At 71.3% G+C, this 16,287-nt stretch carries 15 protein-coding genes; 12 read left to right on the top strand and 3 right to left on the bottom strand.

Annotation, left to right across the window (positions count from 1 at the left end; genetic code table 11):
• Window positions 1-19: 19 nt before the first annotated feature.
• The 6 genes from MRBLWH3_RS17825 to MRBLWH3_RS17800 all read left to right on the top strand — a co-directional run bounded on the left by MRBLWH3_RS17825 (window position 20) and on the right by MRBLWH3_RS17800 (window position 5,688).
• Window positions 20-973, top strand: a complete 954-nt coding sequence (locus MRBLWH3_RS17825; protein WP_363434893.1) for a glycosyltransferase family 4 protein — start codon at window positions 20-22, stop codon at window positions 971-973.
• The gene (locus MRBLWH3_RS17820) at window positions 970-1,806 is read left to right on the top strand and encodes an SAM-dependent methyltransferase (protein WP_363434890.1); all 837 of its coding nucleotides are present in this window, start codon (window positions 970-972) and stop codon (window positions 1,804-1,806) included. Before MRBLWH3_RS17825 ends, MRBLWH3_RS17820 begins: the two co-directional genes overlap by 4 nt.
• Window positions 1,794-2,747, top strand: a complete 954-nt coding sequence (locus MRBLWH3_RS17815) for a lysylphosphatidylglycerol synthase domain-containing protein (protein WP_363434888.1) — start codon at window positions 1,794-1,796, stop codon at window positions 2,745-2,747. Before MRBLWH3_RS17820 ends, MRBLWH3_RS17815 begins: the two co-directional genes overlap by 13 nt.
• Window positions 2,744-3,487, top strand: coding sequence for a RibD family protein (locus tag MRBLWH3_RS17810; RefSeq protein ID WP_363434886.1), 744 nt, complete (start codon window positions 2,744-2,746; stop codon window positions 3,485-3,487). Before MRBLWH3_RS17815 ends, MRBLWH3_RS17810 begins: the two co-directional genes overlap by 4 nt.
• Window positions 3,484-5,124: a CDP-alcohol phosphatidyltransferase gene (locus MRBLWH3_RS17805; protein WP_363434884.1), complete on the top strand. Its 1,641-nt coding sequence runs from the start codon at window positions 3,484-3,486 to the stop codon at window positions 5,122-5,124. The genes MRBLWH3_RS17810 and MRBLWH3_RS17805 overlap by 4 nt, the downstream gene beginning before the upstream one ends.
• 69 nt (window positions 5,125-5,193) lie before the next feature.
• A complete protein-coding gene (locus MRBLWH3_RS17800; RefSeq protein WP_363434882.1) occupies window positions 5,194-5,688 on the top strand; it encodes a GNAT family N-acetyltransferase in 495 nt (164 codons plus the stop codon).
• A 23-nt stretch (window positions 5,689-5,711) separates the two neighbouring features.
• On the opposite strand, the gene MRBLWH3_RS17795 is transcribed toward MRBLWH3_RS17800, so the two are convergent.
• Window positions 5,712-7,094: an alpha/beta fold hydrolase gene (locus MRBLWH3_RS17795; protein WP_363434879.1), complete on the bottom strand. Its 1,383-nt coding sequence runs from the start codon at window positions 7,092-7,094 to the stop codon at window positions 5,712-5,714.
• A 154-nt stretch (window positions 7,095-7,248) separates the two neighbouring features.
• Between MRBLWH3_RS17795 and MRBLWH3_RS17790 the strand changes: the two genes are divergently transcribed.
• The 6 genes from MRBLWH3_RS17790 (at window position 7,249) to MRBLWH3_RS17765 (ending at window position 13,284) form a co-directional block, all read left to right on the top strand.
• The gene (locus tag MRBLWH3_RS17790; protein WP_363434876.1) at window positions 7,249-9,468 is read left to right on the top strand and encodes a heavy metal translocating P-type ATPase; all 2,220 of its coding nucleotides are present in this window, start codon (window positions 7,249-7,251) and stop codon (window positions 9,466-9,468) included.
• Window positions 9,469-9,554: 86 nt separating this feature from the next.
• Window positions 9,555-10,424, top strand: a complete 870-nt coding sequence (locus MRBLWH3_RS17785; protein WP_363434874.1) for a DUF2510 domain-containing protein — start codon at window positions 9,555-9,557, stop codon at window positions 10,422-10,424.
• Entirely contained in the window at window positions 10,421-11,260 is an 840-nt protein-coding gene (locus tag MRBLWH3_RS17780; RefSeq protein WP_363434871.1) for a sulfite exporter TauE/SafE family protein, read from the top strand. Before MRBLWH3_RS17785 ends, MRBLWH3_RS17780 begins: the two co-directional genes overlap by 4 nt.
• 9 nt (window positions 11,261-11,269) lie before the next feature.
• Window positions 11,270-11,719: an FAS1-like dehydratase domain-containing protein gene (locus tag MRBLWH3_RS17775; protein WP_363434868.1), complete on the top strand. Its 450-nt coding sequence runs from the start codon at window positions 11,270-11,272 to the stop codon at window positions 11,717-11,719.
• On the top strand, window positions 11,716-12,129 hold the full coding sequence (locus tag MRBLWH3_RS17770) for a MaoC/PaaZ C-terminal domain-containing protein (RefSeq protein WP_363434865.1): 414 nt from the start codon (window positions 11,716-11,718) through the stop codon (window positions 12,127-12,129). The genes MRBLWH3_RS17775 and MRBLWH3_RS17770 overlap by 4 nt, the downstream gene beginning before the upstream one ends.
• Window positions 12,130-12,147: 18 nt before the next feature.
• Complete coding sequence (locus MRBLWH3_RS17765; protein ID WP_363434862.1) at window positions 12,148-13,284, top strand: UDP-N-acetylmuramate dehydrogenase; 1,137 nt, start codon at window positions 12,148-12,150, stop codon at window positions 13,282-13,284.
• A gap of 545 nt (window positions 13,285-13,829) precedes the next feature.
• On the opposite strand, the gene MRBLWH3_RS17760 is transcribed toward MRBLWH3_RS17765, so the two are convergent.
• Together MRBLWH3_RS17760 and MRBLWH3_RS17755 are read right to left on the bottom strand one after the other, a co-directional pair.
• Window positions 13,830-14,558, bottom strand: a complete 729-nt coding sequence (locus tag MRBLWH3_RS17760; protein WP_363434859.1) for an endonuclease domain-containing protein — start codon at window positions 14,556-14,558, stop codon at window positions 13,830-13,832.
• Between the two features lie 498 nt (window positions 14,559-15,056).
• Window positions 15,057-16,277, bottom strand: a complete 1,221-nt coding sequence (locus MRBLWH3_RS17755) for a pyridoxal phosphate-dependent aminotransferase (protein WP_363434856.1) — start codon at window positions 16,275-16,277, stop codon at window positions 15,057-15,059.
• Window positions 16,278-16,287 lie beyond the last annotated feature (10 nt).

Genomic DNA, 16,287 nt, shown 5'->3' with positions numbered 1-16,287 from the left:
GGTCGACGATCCCCGATGCGTGAGCGGAGGCAACGTCTACGACCGCCACCTCCGCGACGGGCTCCGGCGCCGCGGCTGGGACGTCGACGTGTGCGAGACGGCGGACGCGGAAGGCGCAGCATCCGTCCTCCGTGACGCGGCTGACGGATCGCGGCTGCTGGTCGACGGACTGGTGGCGGGGTGGGCGCCGGCAGCCGTGGAGGAGGCGGCGCGGCGGCTGCGACTCACGGTGCTCGCCCACATGGTCACGGCAGCCTTCCCGGATGCGACGGATGCCGCGATCGACGCCGAGAGGCGGTCCCTCGCGTCGGCGCACCGCGTGATCGTCACGAGCGCCTGGACGGCGGCCGAGCTGGCCCGACGGGAACTCGCGGACCCCGATCGCACGGTCGTCGCCGTCCCAGGGACCCTTCCTGCGGACCCCGGGCCGCCGGCGGACGACGGAGAGCTGCTGTGCATCGGCGTGATCGCCCCCCACAAGGGGCAGGACACGCTCCTCGCCGCGCTCAGCCGGCTGCGCACCGAGGACTGGCGCTGCACCATCGTCGGGTCGACCGAGGCGTTTCCGGAGTTCGCCGCGGGCATCGCCCGGCAGGCGACCGCGCTCGACGGCAGGGTCCGGCTCACCGGAGTGCTCGAGGACAGCGCCCTCGACGACGCCTACCGCCGCTGTGCGCTGCTGGTCGCGCCGTCGCGCGTCGAGAGCTCGGGCATGGCGATCGCAGATGCGCGGGCGCGGGGGATCCCGGTGCTGGCCGCCGAGACCGGGGGCATCCCCGACGCGCTCGTGGGCGGCGGAGGGATGCTGGTACGACCGGGCGATCCCACGGCTCTCGCCGCGGCGCTCGAGGCATGGCTGGCGGATCCCGCGCTTCGGGCGCGCCTGCGCCGCGAAGCGCGCGCCGCTCGGGCGACGCTGCCGGCATGGCATGACACGGTGACCCGCGTGGCGGATGTCTTGGAGGTGGCATGACGTCGATCTCGACAGCGACGGCGGACTGGCTCGCGCTGAGGGCGCCCGCCGACGACGACGCGCGCTCGGCCGACCTCGCCCACGAGCTCGCACGCCTGCTCGCTCCGGGCTCGGCGTCGGCGCCCCTCGTGCTGCACGACCTCGGCGCGGGCACCGGATCGATGACCCGCTGGCTCGCTCCGCGCCTCCCCGGCCCGCAGCGGTGGGTGCTCCGCGACGGCGACGCCGACATCGTCGAGCATCTCGATCTGCGCACCGTCGTCGACGCGTCGGGCCGCCCCATCGCCGCGGACACCGTCGTGGAGCACCTCGCCTCGCTGCCGATCGACGCCTTCCACGGTGCGGCGGCGGTGACGGCATCCGCTCTCCTCGACGTCATCACCGAAGCCGAAGCCGCCCATGTCGTCGCGGCCTGCGTCGCCGCGGGCACGCCGGCGCTGTTCAGCCTCTCGGTCACGGGCTCGGTGCGGCTTCGTCCCGCCGAGCGGCCCGACGAGGTCGGGCGGGCGATCGAGTCCGCCTTCAACGCGCATCAGCGACGCGACGCGTCAGGGCGGCGGATGCTGGGACCCGACGCGGTTGCCGCGGTCCGGGCCGTCTTCGCCGATGCCGGCTGGAACGTCCGCATCGCGGCGACCCCGTGGCGCCTCGCGCGCCGGGACACCGCGCTGATCGGCGAATGGCTGGACGGCTGGATCGGCGCCTCCGTCGAGCAGCGTCCCGAGCTCGCGGCGCTCGCCGCAGACTACCGCGAGCGCCGTCTGGCGCAGGCTGCCGCCGGGCGACTGCACGTCACCGTCTCACATGAGGACCTCCTGGCATGGCCGCGCTGAGCAGGATCCCGCCGCGCCTGCGCACCGTGCTGCGGATCGCGGCGGCGCTCGCGGTCGTCGCGGGAACGGTCGCCGTCGTCGGCATCGGGCCGTTCCTGCACGGCCTGGCGTCCATCTCGCCCGTGACGATCGTCGCCGCCGTGGCGCTCGCGTCCGTCGCCACGGCGGCCGCCGCGTGGCGCTGGCGCATCGTCTCCGCGGGATTCGGGCTGCCGCTCCCCTGGAGAGAGGCGATCGCCTCGTACTACCGCTCGCAGTTCCTCAACACCGTGCTGCCCGGCGGAGTCATGGGCGACGTCCACCGGGCGTATGCGCACGGGCGGCACCACGAGCGTGTCGACCTCGCCGCCCGGGCGGTCGCCGCGGAGCGCGTCGCGGGACAGCTCGTGCAGATCGTGGTCACACTCGCGATCCTGCTGCCGCTGGGCCTGGCGTCACCGCTCGCGCCGCTGGCCCGGATCAGCGGTGCGATCGCCGCGCTGGCGCTCGCGGTCCTCGGTGTCGTCGCCGGCACCCGGCGTGGGCGCGCTGCGCTGCGACGGGAGTACCGGATGCTGCGACCCGTCCTCACGCGGCCCGCCGCGCTGCTCGCGATCGCGGCCGCGTCGGTCGTCGTGATCGCGGCGCACGCCGCGACTTTCGTGATCGCGGGGGTGGCGGCGGGAGTGCATGCCGGTGCGGACGAGCTGGCCGTCGTGGCGCTGATCGTGCTCGGCGCGGCCGCCATCCCGGTCAACGTCGGCGGCTGGGGTCCGCGCGAGGCGGTCGCGGCCTCCGCGTTCGCACTCGCGGGACTCGGGGCGGGCGCGGGGATCGCCGTGTCGACCGGGTTCGGCGTGCTCACCGTCGTCGCGGTTCTTCCCGGCTGCCTCGCACTGCTCGCGGACCGCTTCCGATCGCTGCCCGCAGCGGGCATCATCGGGAAGAGGAGATCCGCATGAGCGAGCGACCGTATGTCACCCTCAGCTGCGCGATGTCGATCGACGGCTACCTCGACAGCCTCGAGCCCGCCCGGCTCGCGATGTCCAACGCCGCCGACCTCGACCGCGTCGACGACGTGCGCGCGCTGCACGACGCGATCATGGTCGGAGCGTCCACGGTGCGCCGCGACAACCCGCGCCTGCTGGTGCGGGATGCCGCGCGTCGCGCTCGGCGCCTGGCCTCGGGGCGTCAGGAATCGCCGGCGAAGGTGACGGTGACCGCGAGCGGCGACCTGTCACCGGACGCCGCGTTCTTCACGACGGGGGAGGGGCCGCGCATCGTCTACTGCCCGCGGGATCGCGCGGCGGATCTCGGCGTACGGCTGGGCCATCGCGCGGTGGTCGTCGGGATCGGCGATGACTGCGTCACGATGGACGCTCTGCTCGACGACCTCGGCGCGAATCACGGAGTGCGAAGCCTCATGGTCGAGGGGGGCGGCACGGTGCTGACCCAGTTCCTCGGTGCCGACCTCGTCGACGAGCTCCACCTGGTGGTCGCGCCGTTCTTCGTCGGTGAGACCGGCGCCCCGCGCGTCGTCGGACCGGGCGCCTTCCCGTGGACGGCATCCCGCCGTGCGCACCTCGCCGACACACGCCAGATCGGCGACGTCGTGCTCCTGCGCTACGCCCTGTCGGACCGCTTCGGCATGCTCCACGCCGAGCCGACGGGAGCCGGACGCGCCGCCGCCGAGCGTCGGTGAGCACGATGCCCGGCGTGCGGGTCGTTCCGGTCGGGCGTCGGCGGCTCCTCCTCGGCGGCGCGATCGCCGCTCTGGTCGTGCTCCCCCTCATTCCCGGGGTGCTGGCGACAGGCTCGATCGCCGACCTCGTCCGCATCCCGGTCGAGTCGATCGTCACGCTGCTGGTGCTCGCGCTGATCCCGTGGCGGATGCTGCGCCTCGCCGTCGCGACCGCGTTCGGCGTGTTCGTCGCCCTCGCCGTCCTCCTCGCGAGCATCGATCGCGGCTATCAGGCGGCGCTCGGCATCCACTTCGTGCCGCTGGATTGGCCCCAGCTGGGCGACGCGTACGGGGTCCTGGCCTCGGCGATCGGAGCGGCTCCCGCCACCGCGCTGTTCGCCGGGGCGGTCGCGCTGGTCGTGACGGTCGGGGCCGCGGTCGGATGGGGTTCGCTGCACGTCGATGCCGCGCTGCGGCAGCGCGGCGACCGCGGACGGGGTGCCCTCGCCGCCGTCACCGTGGCGTGGATCGCGATGGCGGCGGTGGCGTCGCCGCTGCGCATTCCGGACCCGGTCGCGGCCGCGGCATCCGCCACGTCCCTCGGCACCGCGGTCTCGCGAGCCGTGTCTGCGCTCGAGACGCGGGCCCGGGTCGCCCGCGAAGTCGCCGACGACCCGTTCAGCGACGTGCCGGCGACAGACCTGCTGAACGCTCTCGAGGGCAAGGACGTGCTGTTCGTGTTCGTCGAGAGCTACGGCAGGGTCGCTCTCGAGGGCGACGGCATCTCGGATGGCGTGAACGACGTGCTCCGCCGTGGCGACCGGACGCTCGCGGCCGACGGCTTCACCACGCGGAGTGCCTGGCTGACGTCACCGACCTTCGGCGGGGTGAGCTGGCTCGCGCATGCGACGTTGCAGACCGGCGTGTGGGTCGACTCGCAGGCGGTGTATGACCTGGTGGTGCGGACCGACCGCCTCACTCTCAGCTCGGCGTTCGGCCGTGCCGGCTGGCGCACCGTCAGCGACGTCCCATCGAACCGGCATCCGTGGGATGTCGGCTCATCGTTCTACCGCTACGACACGATGCTCGACGCGACGAACGTCGGTTATCTCGGGCCGTCGTTCGGGTACGCGCGCATCCCCGATCAGTACACGCTCAAGCACTTCGCCGACCACGTGCTCGCGGACTCCGACCGGCCGGTGATGGCGGAGATCGACCTGGTGTCGTCGCATACGCCGTGGGCGCCGCTGCCCGAGCTGGTGCCGTGGAACGACGTCGGCGACGGGTCGATCTACGACGCACAGCCGGACCGTGGTGAGCAGGCGAGCGAGGTCTGGAAGGACCCGGAGGCGGTCCAGCGCTCCTACGGGAGATCGGTCGAGTACTCCTTGGGGTCGGTGCTCTCCTTCCTCGATAACGTCGACGACCCGAACCTGGTCGTCGTCCTGCTCGGCGACCACCAGCCGGCGGCGATCGTGAGCGGCGAGGAGGCCGGTCGGGACGTGCCGGTCAGCGTCATCGCGAGAGATCCGGCGGTGATCGACGCGATCGCCGACTGGCGCTGGACGGCGGGTCTGCGCCCGGCGGACGCGTCGCCGGTGTGGCGCATGGACGCCTTCCGGGACCGCTTCTTCGCGACGTACGGCTCCGTCGGGTGACGCCGGCTCCAGCCTGGGGCGATCGTCGTGCACCTGTCCGGCCGCCGCGCCCGCTGGCAGGATGACGGCATGACGTTCACCCTGCGCGTGCCCGAACCGCGCGACGCGGCCGAGATCGCGGCGCTGCACGTGGCGACGTGGCGGGAGACGTACACGCACCTCCTGCCCGCCGGATTCTTCGACGACGAGTTCGTGCAGGGGCGACGGAGCATGTGGACCCGCATCCTCGACAACCCCCGCGACGAATGGCGCGTCTGGATCGCAGAGAGCGACGGCCGCATCATCGGCTTCGCGACCTCCGGGCCGGGCCTCGAGTTCGGCGGCGCGGCGCCGCCGCGCGAGCGCCAGCTCTACATGCTCTACGTCGCCGCCGCCGATCACGGTGGAGGAGCCGGACAGGCGCTCCTCGACGCGGTGCTGGAGGAGGGGCCGGCCGTGCTGTGGGTGGCGAAGGAGAACCCGCGCGCCATCGCCTTCTACCGGCGCAACGGGTTCGAGTTCGACGGCGCCGAGCAGACCGACCCGATGGTGCCGTCGATCGTCGACGTCCGCATGCTGAGGTGACGGCAGGCCGGTCGCGGGGGAGCTCAGCCGGAGAAGTCAGAGTCGTCGGGCCACGCCGCGATGTCGACGCCGTGGTTGTCGGGCGACGTCAGAGTCCACCACTCCGGCGCGTGCGAGTCGTCGGCCATCCGTCCACCCGCGGCCAGCGCCGCCGCCACCCGCGCCTCGACCTGGTCACGCGGCACCGAGATGTCGATATGCGTGCGCCCGCGGCCCGGCTTCGGCGGCGCGAGCGGGTGGAACCACACATGTGGGTTGCGGCGCAGGGGATCGATCGCGTCCTCGGCGCCGAGCGGGTCATAGCCGAGCGCGGCGCTCCAGAACGGCCGGACGTGCGTGTCGGGCCCCTGCGCCACGGCGATGCCGACGACGGTGAGCACGGACGGATCGGCTTCGAGACCGAGCTCGCGGGCGGCGCGTGAGACGGATGCTGCGAGCTCGGTATCCGTCCGGCTCAGTGCGCCGTCGCGACGGCTGAAGGTCTTGACGAAGACGCCTTCGGGTCGGAGGTCGATGTCGGGGTAGTGCTCGAGGCGCTCCGCGATGGCGGCGACCTCCGCCACCAGGCGCGCGCCCTGGGAGAGCGAGTCGGCGCGGAAGAAGGCGTGCGCGCCCCAGTACAGGACCCGCCAGTCCTCCACGCCCTCGGACGCGTGGAAGGCGACCGGGCTGATCGTCTCGACCTCCGGGGCGATCTTGCCGTCGCCCAGCGGCGGCTGCGCGAGGATGACGCGGGCCAGCTGCTGCGGACGCGTCAGCTGCGGCCAGTGCCCCGTCGGCAGGTCGACGTACGTGACGTCGCGCAGGCGCGCGAACTCCCGCACCGGCGGTGCCCCCGCGTCGATCCAGCCCTGCAGGTCGGCGACCGTGTACTCGGTCGCGACGGCGGTGACCGGAATGTCGAGCCGGCGTTCGTCGCCGAGGCGCTGGATGCCGGTGACCACACCCGCGGGTGAGGGGATCGCGTACGTGCGGAACGCCGTCATGCCGCCCTCGCCGAGATCGCGGAGATCGGCTTCCTCGAACTCGCTCCACGGGGGCAGGGGAAGCTCGCCGCCCTCCGTCGCGAACCCGTCGAGCAGCGGGTCGCCGTCAGCGGTCGGGAATCCGCCGACGAGGATCAGCCGGGCGACACGGTCGGGGCGCGCGTCGGCAGCCGCGTAGACGATGCCGGCGCCGGCGGAGTGCCCGACCAGAACGACCTTCTCGCCGGGTGCCTCGTCGATCGCGGCGACGACGGCCGCGACGTGGTCGGCCAGGGTGATCGCGGAGCGGTCGGCATCCGCCGACCCCATGCCGGGAAGCGTGAGCGCCACCGGCCGATGCCCTTCCCGTTCGAGGGCGGGCGCGATCTCGTACCACGCCCATCCGCCCATCCACAGACCTGAGACCAGGATGATGTCCATTCATGCTCCTCGCGACTCCGGGTGCAGTCAGTGTCGCGCGTCCCGCCGAGATCCGCCACGATTCGGCGGGAGCCGGAATACGTCACTCGCGAGCGCGATTGAAGTTGATACCCCTAGGGGGTATAACGGAACGTACTTCGACGAGGAGAGCACCGTGACCGATCCGCATCACGACCACGACCACGCGGCGCACGACCCTGCTGGACACGACCACACGGCGCACCATGCGGTCAGTGCCACCGCGGCGACGGACAGTACCGCCCCCGCACAGCACGACGACCATTCACCGCACGACGACCACGCCGATCACGGTGCCCACACGGATCACGACGCCCACGCCGCCTCTGCCGGGCACGGCGCGCACACGGGCCATGGGGGTCACGTCGGCCACGGCCCGGACCACGTCGCCCGCTTCCGCCGGCTGTTCTGGATCAACCTCTTCCTCGCGGTGCCGGTCGTCGCGTTCTCGGGCATGTTCGCGATGGTTCTCGGCTACACGCTGCCCGACGCGCCGTGGGTCCGCTGGATCTCGCCGCTCGTCGGCACCGTCATGTACTTCTGGGGCGGCTGGCCCTTCCTGTCGGGTGCCGCGTCTGAGCTTCGTGCGCGCAAGCCCGGCATGATGCTGCTCATCGGGCTCGCGATCACGGTCGCGTTCTTCGCGTCGTGGGGAGCGAGCCTCGGTCTGCTGCACCACGAACTCGAGTTCTGGTGGGAGCTGGCCCTCCTCATCGTGATCATGCTGCTCGGCCATTGGATCGAGATGCGCTCGCTGGCCCAGACGACGTCGGCGCTCGACTCGCTCGCGGCGCTCCTTCCCGACAAGGCCGAGCGCGTGGACGGAGACCGCATCGTCACGGTGGTGCCGTCCGAGCTGCGTCTCGGCGACGTCGTGGTGGTGCGTCCCGGGGGCAGTGTTCCCGCCGACGGGCGGATCGTCGACGGCGCCGCCGACATGGACGAGTCGATGGTCACAGGCGAGTCCCGTCCGGTCGCCCGCAGTGCCGGCGACCACGTGACGGCCGGCACCGTCGCGACCGACTCGGGCCTCCGAGTGGAGGTCACCGCCACCGGCGACGACACCACCCTCGCCGGGATCCAGCGGCTCGTCGCCGCGGCGCAGAACTCGACCTCGCGCGCACAGCGCCTCGCGGACCGCGCCGCGGGCTGGCTGTTCTGGTTCGCGCTGATCGCCGCGGCGCTGACCGCGATCGTCTGGACCGCGTTCGGACTGCCCGACGAGGCGGTCGTGCGAACGATCACCGTGCTCGTGATCGCGTGCCCCCATGCGCTGGGCCTCGCGATCCCCCTCGTGGTGTCGATCGCGACCGAGCGCGCGGCGCGCGGCGGCGTGCTCGTCAAGGACCGCCTCGCACTCGAGAGCATGCGCACGATCGGCGCCGTGCTGTTCGACAAGACGGGCACCCTCACGAAGGGCGAGCCGACGGTGGTCGACGTGGCCGCGACGGGCGATCTCGATGCCGAGGGCGTGCTCGCGCTCGCCGCGGCTGCCGAGGCCGACAGCGAGCACCCGCTGGCGAAGGCGATCGTGCGCGCCGCCCGGGAGCGCGGTGTCGCTCTCGCTCCCGCGTCCGGCTTCCAGTCCTCGCCGGCGGTCGGCGTGACGGCGACGGTCGACGGGCACGTCGTCCGGGTCGGCGGCCCACGTCTGCTCGAGGAGGTCGGCGCCAGGGATGTCGCGGTCGCGGGCCTCTGGCGGCGCCGGGGCTCGATCGTGCTCCACGTCGTACGCGACGGCGCCGTCGTCGGCGGGCTCGCTCTCGCCGACGAGATCCGCCCCGAATCGCACGAGGCCGTCGATGCGCTGCACAAGCTCGGTGTCGAGGTCGTGATGATCACGGGCGATGCCGAACCCGTCGCGCAGTCGGTGGCTCAGGCGCTCGGCATCCGTCGCGTCTTCGCCGGGGTGCGCCCCGAAGACAAGGAGCGCAAGGTCGCCGAACTGCAGGGCGAGGGTCTCAAGGTCGCGATGGTGGGTGACGGCGTCAACGACGCGCCGGCGCTCGCGCGTGCGGACGTGGGCATCGCGATCGGCGCCGGAACCGATGTCGCCATCGGCTCGGCGGGAGTGATCCTCGCTTCGAGCGATCCGCGGTCGGTGCTGTCGGTCATCGAGCTGTCGCGTGCGAGCTACCGCAAGATGACTCAGAACCTGTGGTGGGCCGCGGGGTACAACCTGATCTCCGTCCCGCTCGCGGCCGGAATCCTCGCCCCGATCGGCTTCGTGCTGCCGATGTCGGTCGGCGCGATCCTGATGTCGCTGTCGACGGTCGTGGTGGCGCTGAACGCACAGCTGCTGCGCCGGCTCGATCTCAGCCCCGACCGGAGCGCCCGCGCCGTCCTCGATCGCTGATCCGGACGCGGATGCTGCGACCCGAAGCACCGGGTGGCAGCATCCGTCGTCCCTTGCCCGATATGTCGCGGGGATAGGGTTTGAGGATGACGACGACTCCTCCCGGCTGGTACGACGACGGTCACGGCGCGATGCGCTGGTGGGACGGCACGCAGTGGACGGATCACGTCGCGCAGCCCGATCCGGAGACCTCGCCTGCGCCGTCCGAGGCGGAGATCGTTGCCTCCCGGCTCGGCTTCGACCAGCAGGCCGAGGTGACCGTTCCGGCCGATGCTGCCGCCCGTCCCGAGGGTTCGGCCGAGTCCGACGCCGTCGGTCGGTCCGGCCGTCCCGTCGCGTCGGGGGAGTATCCGGCGGTGGACGGGTATGCGCCGGTCGAGGGGTATCCGCAGGGGGTCTACCCCGGAACGCCCGCCGGCGTCGCCCCGGCCGGGGGCGGCTTCTCCGCGGCGACCGAGCCCCGCAGCAAGTCGAAGCTGTGGATCGTGTGGGTCGTGCTCGGTGTCGTGCTGCTGGGCATCGTGATCGCGGCAGCCGTCGTGATCCCGCTGCTGATTCTGTCGGCATCGACGGCGAACTCGGGCGGCCAGTCCGACGACGAGCGCACAGCGGTCGCGACCGTCGGGCTCTACGACGACGCCTGGCAGGAGGGCGACTGCGAGAAGCTCATCGCTGCCACGACCGAACAATTCCGTACCGAGTCGGAGCTGAGCGATTGCGCGGCCTTCGCCGATCAGGCCGCGGCCTTCAGTACCGGGATCGAGGACTACACGGTGAACATCACCGACGTGGAGACTGTCGGCGACGAGATCACCGTGACGACGAACGAGACCTTCCTGTCGCTCGTCGACGAGAACGGCGAGCCGACCGAGCCCACCGAGGTCGCACAGGTCTACGAGTACACGTTGGTCGAGTCCGACGGTGACTGGCTGATCGACTACTTGTACTCGGAATGACCCCGCACGACGCAGCGCGCCCCACCCACGGTGCTCGCTTCATCCTCACCTGCGTCGGCATCGGTCTGCTCGCCGGGCTGTTGTCGGGCCTGTTCGGTGTGGGTGGCGGCACGGTCATCGTGCCCTTCCTCGTGCTGTTCCTCCGCTTCGACCAGCGCCTCGCGGCCGGTACGTCGCTCGCGGCGATCGTGCCCACCGCGACGGTCGGCGTCATCTCGTACGCCGTGCACGGCTCGGTGGCGTGGATCCCCGCGCTGCTGCTCGCCGCCGGTGCGGTGTTCGGCGCCCAGATCGGCACCTGGCTGCTGCCGCGCCTCTCGCTGACGGTGCTGCGGTCGGCGTTCGTCGGCTTCCTCGCCGCCGTCATCGTGAGCCTGTTCATCGTCATCCCGTCCCGCGACGCCGAGCTCTCGCTCACCTGGCTGAGCGGAGTCCTGCTCGTCGTGTTGGGCGTGGTCACCGGCATCCTGTCCGGGCTCATCGGCGTCGGCGGCGGCATCATCGTGGTCCCCGCGCTCATGGTGCTGTTCGGCACGAGCGACCTCGTGGCCAAGGGAACATCGTTGCTCATGATGATCCCGACGGCGGTCTCGGGTACGGTCGGCAACATCCGCCGGCACAACGTGGACCTCGTCGCCGCGGCGATCATCGGCGTCGCGGCGTGCACGACGACGGCGCTCGGCGCGTGGGCGGCGACCCTCATCGATCCCTTCGTCGGCAACATGCTGTTCGCGGCCTATCTGGTGATCATCGCGGTGCAGATGGGCCTGCGGGCCTGGCGCGGCCGCCCTCGCCCGGCGACCGGCCCGGCCGGGCCGGCGGAGCCGGCTCGGTAGGATGGCCTGGTGCCAGTGAACCCCGAGCTCGTCGGCCGCGACTTCCCGCCGACGACCCCCTACCTCGTGGGTCGCGAGAAGGTGCGCGAGTTCGCGCGCGCCGTCTTCGCCGATGACCCGCAGCACACCGACCCCGCCGCCGCCCAGGCGCTCGGCTACGCCGACGTCGTCGCGCCGCCGACCTTCGCGATCGTCGTGACCGACGCCACGCTCCAGCAGCTGCTGGGCGAGCCCGACTCGGGCATCGTCCTCAAGAACGTGCTGCACGCCGAGCAGAGGTTCCGCTACTCGCGGCCGATCGTGGCAGGCGACGAGCTGACTGCGAAGCTCTCCGTCACCGGTATCCGGGGCATGGCCGCGGCGGCGCTGGTGACGAGCGAGTCCGAGATCACGGATGCCGCGGGCGTTCACGTCGTCACCGCGACGTCCGTCCTGCTCGTGGGGGAGGACGACCAGTGAGTGCGCTCCAGAACCTGACCATCGGCGACGTCGTCGCCGATCGCACCGTGCACCTCACACGCGAGTCCCTCGTGCGCTACGCCGGGGCCTCCGGGGACTTCAACCCGATCCACTACCGCGACGATGTGGCTTCCGCGGTGGGCCTGCCCGGCGTCCTCGCCCACGGCATGCTCACGATGGGCCTCGCCGTCGGCACGATCGAGTCGTGGGTCGGCGACACCGGCCGCATCCTCGAGTACGGCGTGCGCTTCACCAAGCCCGTCGTCGTCGACCCGGAGACCGGCGCCGATGTCACCGTCGTCGCGAAGGTCGGCGCGGTCGACGAGGAGTCGGCGCGCATCGACCTCACCGTGTCATTCGAAGGCACCACGGTGCTCGTCAAGGCGCAGGTGCGCGTCCGGACCGTCTGACACACGCCCGTGCATGAAATGACCACAGTGACCCCCGTCCCGCTTGCGCGGCTCACGACGCTCCGCACCGGCGGCACACCGGAGCGCATGATCGACGCCGCCACCACCGCCGAGCTCGTCGACGCCCTGCGCGACGTGTGGGCCACCGGCGACGAGTGGCTCGTGCTGGGCGGCGGATCGAACCTGTTCGTCGGCGATGAGCCGTTCGAGGGCACCGTCGTGCGCGTGCTCACGACCGGCATCGAACGAATGGCGTCCCCTGTCCCCGGACGCGTGCGGCTCACGGTCCAGGCGGGGCACGACTGGGACGACCTCGTCGCGTTCGCGGTCGCCGAAGGACTCGGCGGGATCGAGGCGATGTCGGGGATCCCCGGAACCGTCGGCGCCGCCCCGGTGCAGAACATCGGTGCGTACGGCCAGGAGATCGTGCAGACCCTCAGCGAGGTCGAGCTGCTCGACGAGTCGACGGGCGAGGTGTCGACCGTTCCCGCCGCCGAGCTGGGGCTGGGCTTCCGCACCTCGGTTCTCAAGCACCACTACGGCTCGGTTCCCGCGCGGCGCGCGGTGATCCTCTCGGTGACGCTCGACCTCCCCGACATCGGTCAGGGCGCCCGTCGCATCGCCGGCGATCAGCTCCGTACCGCGCTGCGCCTCGGTCCCGACGACGAGGCGACCCTCGCGTGGGTGCGCGAGCGCATCCTCGAGACCCGGCGCAGCAAGGGCATGGTGCTCGACGCAGACGACCCCGACACGTACAGCGCCGGGTCGTTCTTCCAGAACGCCGTGGTGTCGGCATCCTTCGCCCGCACGCTCCCCGAGGCGTGCCCGCGCTGGCCCGTGCACCCCGACCTCGACCCCGTGCTCGTCATCCCGCTGGCGAACTTCGACGGCTACGTGCCCGCGCCCACGACCGTCGAGTCCGACGTGAAAGTGAGCGCCGGCTGGCTCATCGAGCACGCCGGCGTGCGCAAGGGCTTCAAGCTGCCGCGCTCGCGCGCCGGCCTGTCGACCAAGCACGCCCTGGCGCTCACGAACCGGGGCCACGCGACCGCCGCCGAGCTCGCCGAGCTCGCGCGCTTCATCCAGGGCCGCGTGCAGTCCGAGTTCGGCCTGATCCTGCAGCCCGAGCCCGTCCTGGTGAACGTCGAGCTCTGACCCAGGGGCGAAGCATCCCACCCGCCCCGCGCTCGCGGGCTCGCGGGCTCTCGGGCTCGCGGGCGCTCGGGCTCGCGGGCGCTCGGGCTCTCGGGCTCTGGGGTTTTGGCGAGTCGCCAGAACACGCGGCATTCGTCCTGGGTTTTGGCGAGTCGCCGGAACGCGCAGCATTCGTCCTGGGTTTTGGCGAGTCGCCGGAACACGCGGCATTCGTCCTGGGTTTTGGCGAGTCGCCAGAACACGTGGCATCCGTCCTGGGTTTTGGCGAGTCGCCAGAACACGCGGCATCCGTCCTGGGTTTTGGCGAGTCGCCGGAACACGCGGCATTCGTCCTAGGTTTTGGCGAGTCGCCGGAACACGCGGCATTCGTCCTGGGTTTTGGCGAGTCGCCGGAACACGCGGCATTCGTCCTGGGTCTTGGCGAGTCGCCGGAACACGCGGCATTCGTCCTGGGTTTTGGCGAGTCGCCGGATATTCGACAGGACGCATCCGACGGCCGCCGGATCGTGTCGCCAGGGCACGCGCCTGGGCGGCCTGATTGCAGATCAGCTTGCGGTCGATACAGAAAGGAGTCGGCGGATACGGGCCGTGAGGGCGGGCAGGTCGTCGAAGTCGCGCCGTGTGACCACGGTGAATCGGTAGCCGAGAGACTCCAGTTCGGCGCGCCGCATTTCATCGCGGCTCCACTGATCCGGATCGCGATGGTAATCGCCGTAGTACTCGATGATCAGTTTCTGCGCGCGGTAGAGCATGTCGACGCGGGCGACCAATCGTGTGCCGTCATGGATTTCGACATTGCACTCAGGCCGCGGGAGTCCGGCCAGTTCGAGAACGCAACGGAGCTCGGACTCACGGGGTGACTCCGAACGCTCCGAACAGAGTTCGAGGGCGCGGCGACGAGTTCCAGCGCCAGGCGAGCGCGGCGCTCGGGTGTGCTCCGCCGTCAGTTGATCGATCGTGCAACGGCGTCGGTTGCGCGCAATGAGGAAGTCCGTCACGGCGACGAACGCAGGAAGGTCCAGCTCGGCGGAGAGGTCGCGCCACGTCCGCGATGGACGAGTCACACGGATGCGACGCCTCGTCAGCACCTCATCGTCCGCGATCTGCAGAGATCGTCCGCGAACTCGCCGCCCTCGGATTCTGTTGTTCGGATACGGCACCGCGATCGTCGGTCGTTCGAACGCGTCGTTCTGGAGAGCGACGGGGAGCGGCACGCCGAGTACGACGCCCGCAGTCGGGCCGCAGGCGAAAGCCTGTGAGGGCAGGGCGCGCATCAGGAGCTCGAGGCGCGCTACCGGGCTCAGTTCCCTCGTCGTTCGAGCGCCATGGAATGGGTGCAGCAGCGACCTCGCCGAAAGCTGCGAGGGGGCGACCCCGGCGTCGCGTGCCTCGCGCACGGTGAAGCTTGGAAGCAGGTGGGGCGGGAGGTTCCAGTCGCGCATCCCTCGATCGTCACCACATTGGGTGCGGTGCCCGCAACGAACCGACGTTTCCAAGGAATCTCGCCCACCCGCGGGCGCTGGGGAGGAACAGGCGTGGATGTGCGCCGCGCTCAGCTCACTCGCCAGAAGCAGGGTGATTGAGTGACGATTCTGGCGACTCGTCAAAATCTCTGCCGGTGAAGACGTCGCTTCCTTTGGCGAGTCGCCAGAAGGTAGCGGTCGTTCTAGCGATTCGTGGCGACTCGCCAAAACCGCGTGATGCGCGAGCCGCAGACGGAGGAACGCGGATGCCTCTGGGCCGAGGCATCCGCGTTCAGAAGGGTGGGTGCGTTACGACGCGAAGAGGCGCTGCAGGCGCTGCACACCCTCGAGGAGGGCGTCGTCGCCGAGCGCGTACGACAGGCGCAGGTAGCCGGACGGGCCGAAGGCCTCGCCCGGAACGACGGCGACCTCGGCCTTCTCGAGGATGAGGTCGGCGAGCTCGAGAGAGGTCGTTGGCGTGATCCCGGCCCACTCGCGACCGAGGAGGCCGCGCACGTCCGGGTACGCGTAGAAGGCGCCGAGCGGGGTGGGCACCTGGACGCCGTCGATCTTCGATAGTTCGGCGACGATGAGCTTGCGGCGGCGGTCGAAGGCTTGGCGCATCTGCTCGACCTCGTCCTGCGGACCGGTGAGCGCGGCCAGCGCCGCGCGCTGCGCGATGTTGTTCACGTTCGAGCACAGGTGCGACTGCAGGTTGCCGGCGATCTTGATCGCGTCCTGGGGGCCGACCATCCATCCCAGGCGCCAGCCGGTCATCGCGTAGGTCTTCGCGACGCCGTTGACGAGGATCGTCTGGGCCGCAGCATCCGGAACCGCCTCCACGATCGACACGGCGCGCGTGCCTTCGTAGACGAGGTTCTGGTAGATCTCGTCGGAGATGATCCAGACTCCGTGCTCGACGGCCCAGCGGCCTATCGCCTCGGTCTCTTCGAGGGTGTACACCGAGCCGGTCGGGTTCGAGGGCGACACGAACACGAGGGCCGTGGTCTTGTCGGTGCGGGCGGCCTCGAGCTGCTCGACGGTCACCTTGTAGTCCTGGTCGGCACCGGCGAACACCTCGACGGGGATGCCGTCGGCCAGGGCGATCGCCTCGGGGTAGGTCGTCCAGTAGGGCGCCGGCAGCAGCACCTCGTCGCCGGGGTTCACCACGGTCTGGAAGGCCTGGTAGACGGCCTGCTTGCCGCCGTTGGTGACGATAACCTGCGACGGGTCGACCTCGAGGCCCGAGTCGCGGAGCGTCTTCGCGGCGATCGCCTCGCGCAGCACCGGGAGGCCGGCTGCGGGCGTGTAGCGGAAGTTCGCGGGGTTGTGCAGCGCCTCGGCGGCGGCGTCCACGATGAACTGCGGGGTCGCGAAGTCGGGCTCGCCGGCCGCGTACGAGATCACGGGCCGGCCGGCGGCCTGCAGCGTCTTCGCCTTGGCATCGACCTTGAGGGTCGCGGACTCGGCGATGGCACTGAGCTTCTTGGAAAGCGTGGGCTTGCGGGAGAGCGGTGGGCGTTCGGTCACGCTTCGAGCG

This window comes from Microbacterium sp. LWH3-1.2 (assembly GCF_040675855.1).
Classification (GTDB): domain Bacteria; phylum Actinomycetota; class Actinomycetes; order Actinomycetales; family Microbacteriaceae; genus Microbacterium.
Note: the sequence above shows the minus strand (reverse complement) of the source record. Positions and strands in the feature narration are given on the sequence as shown.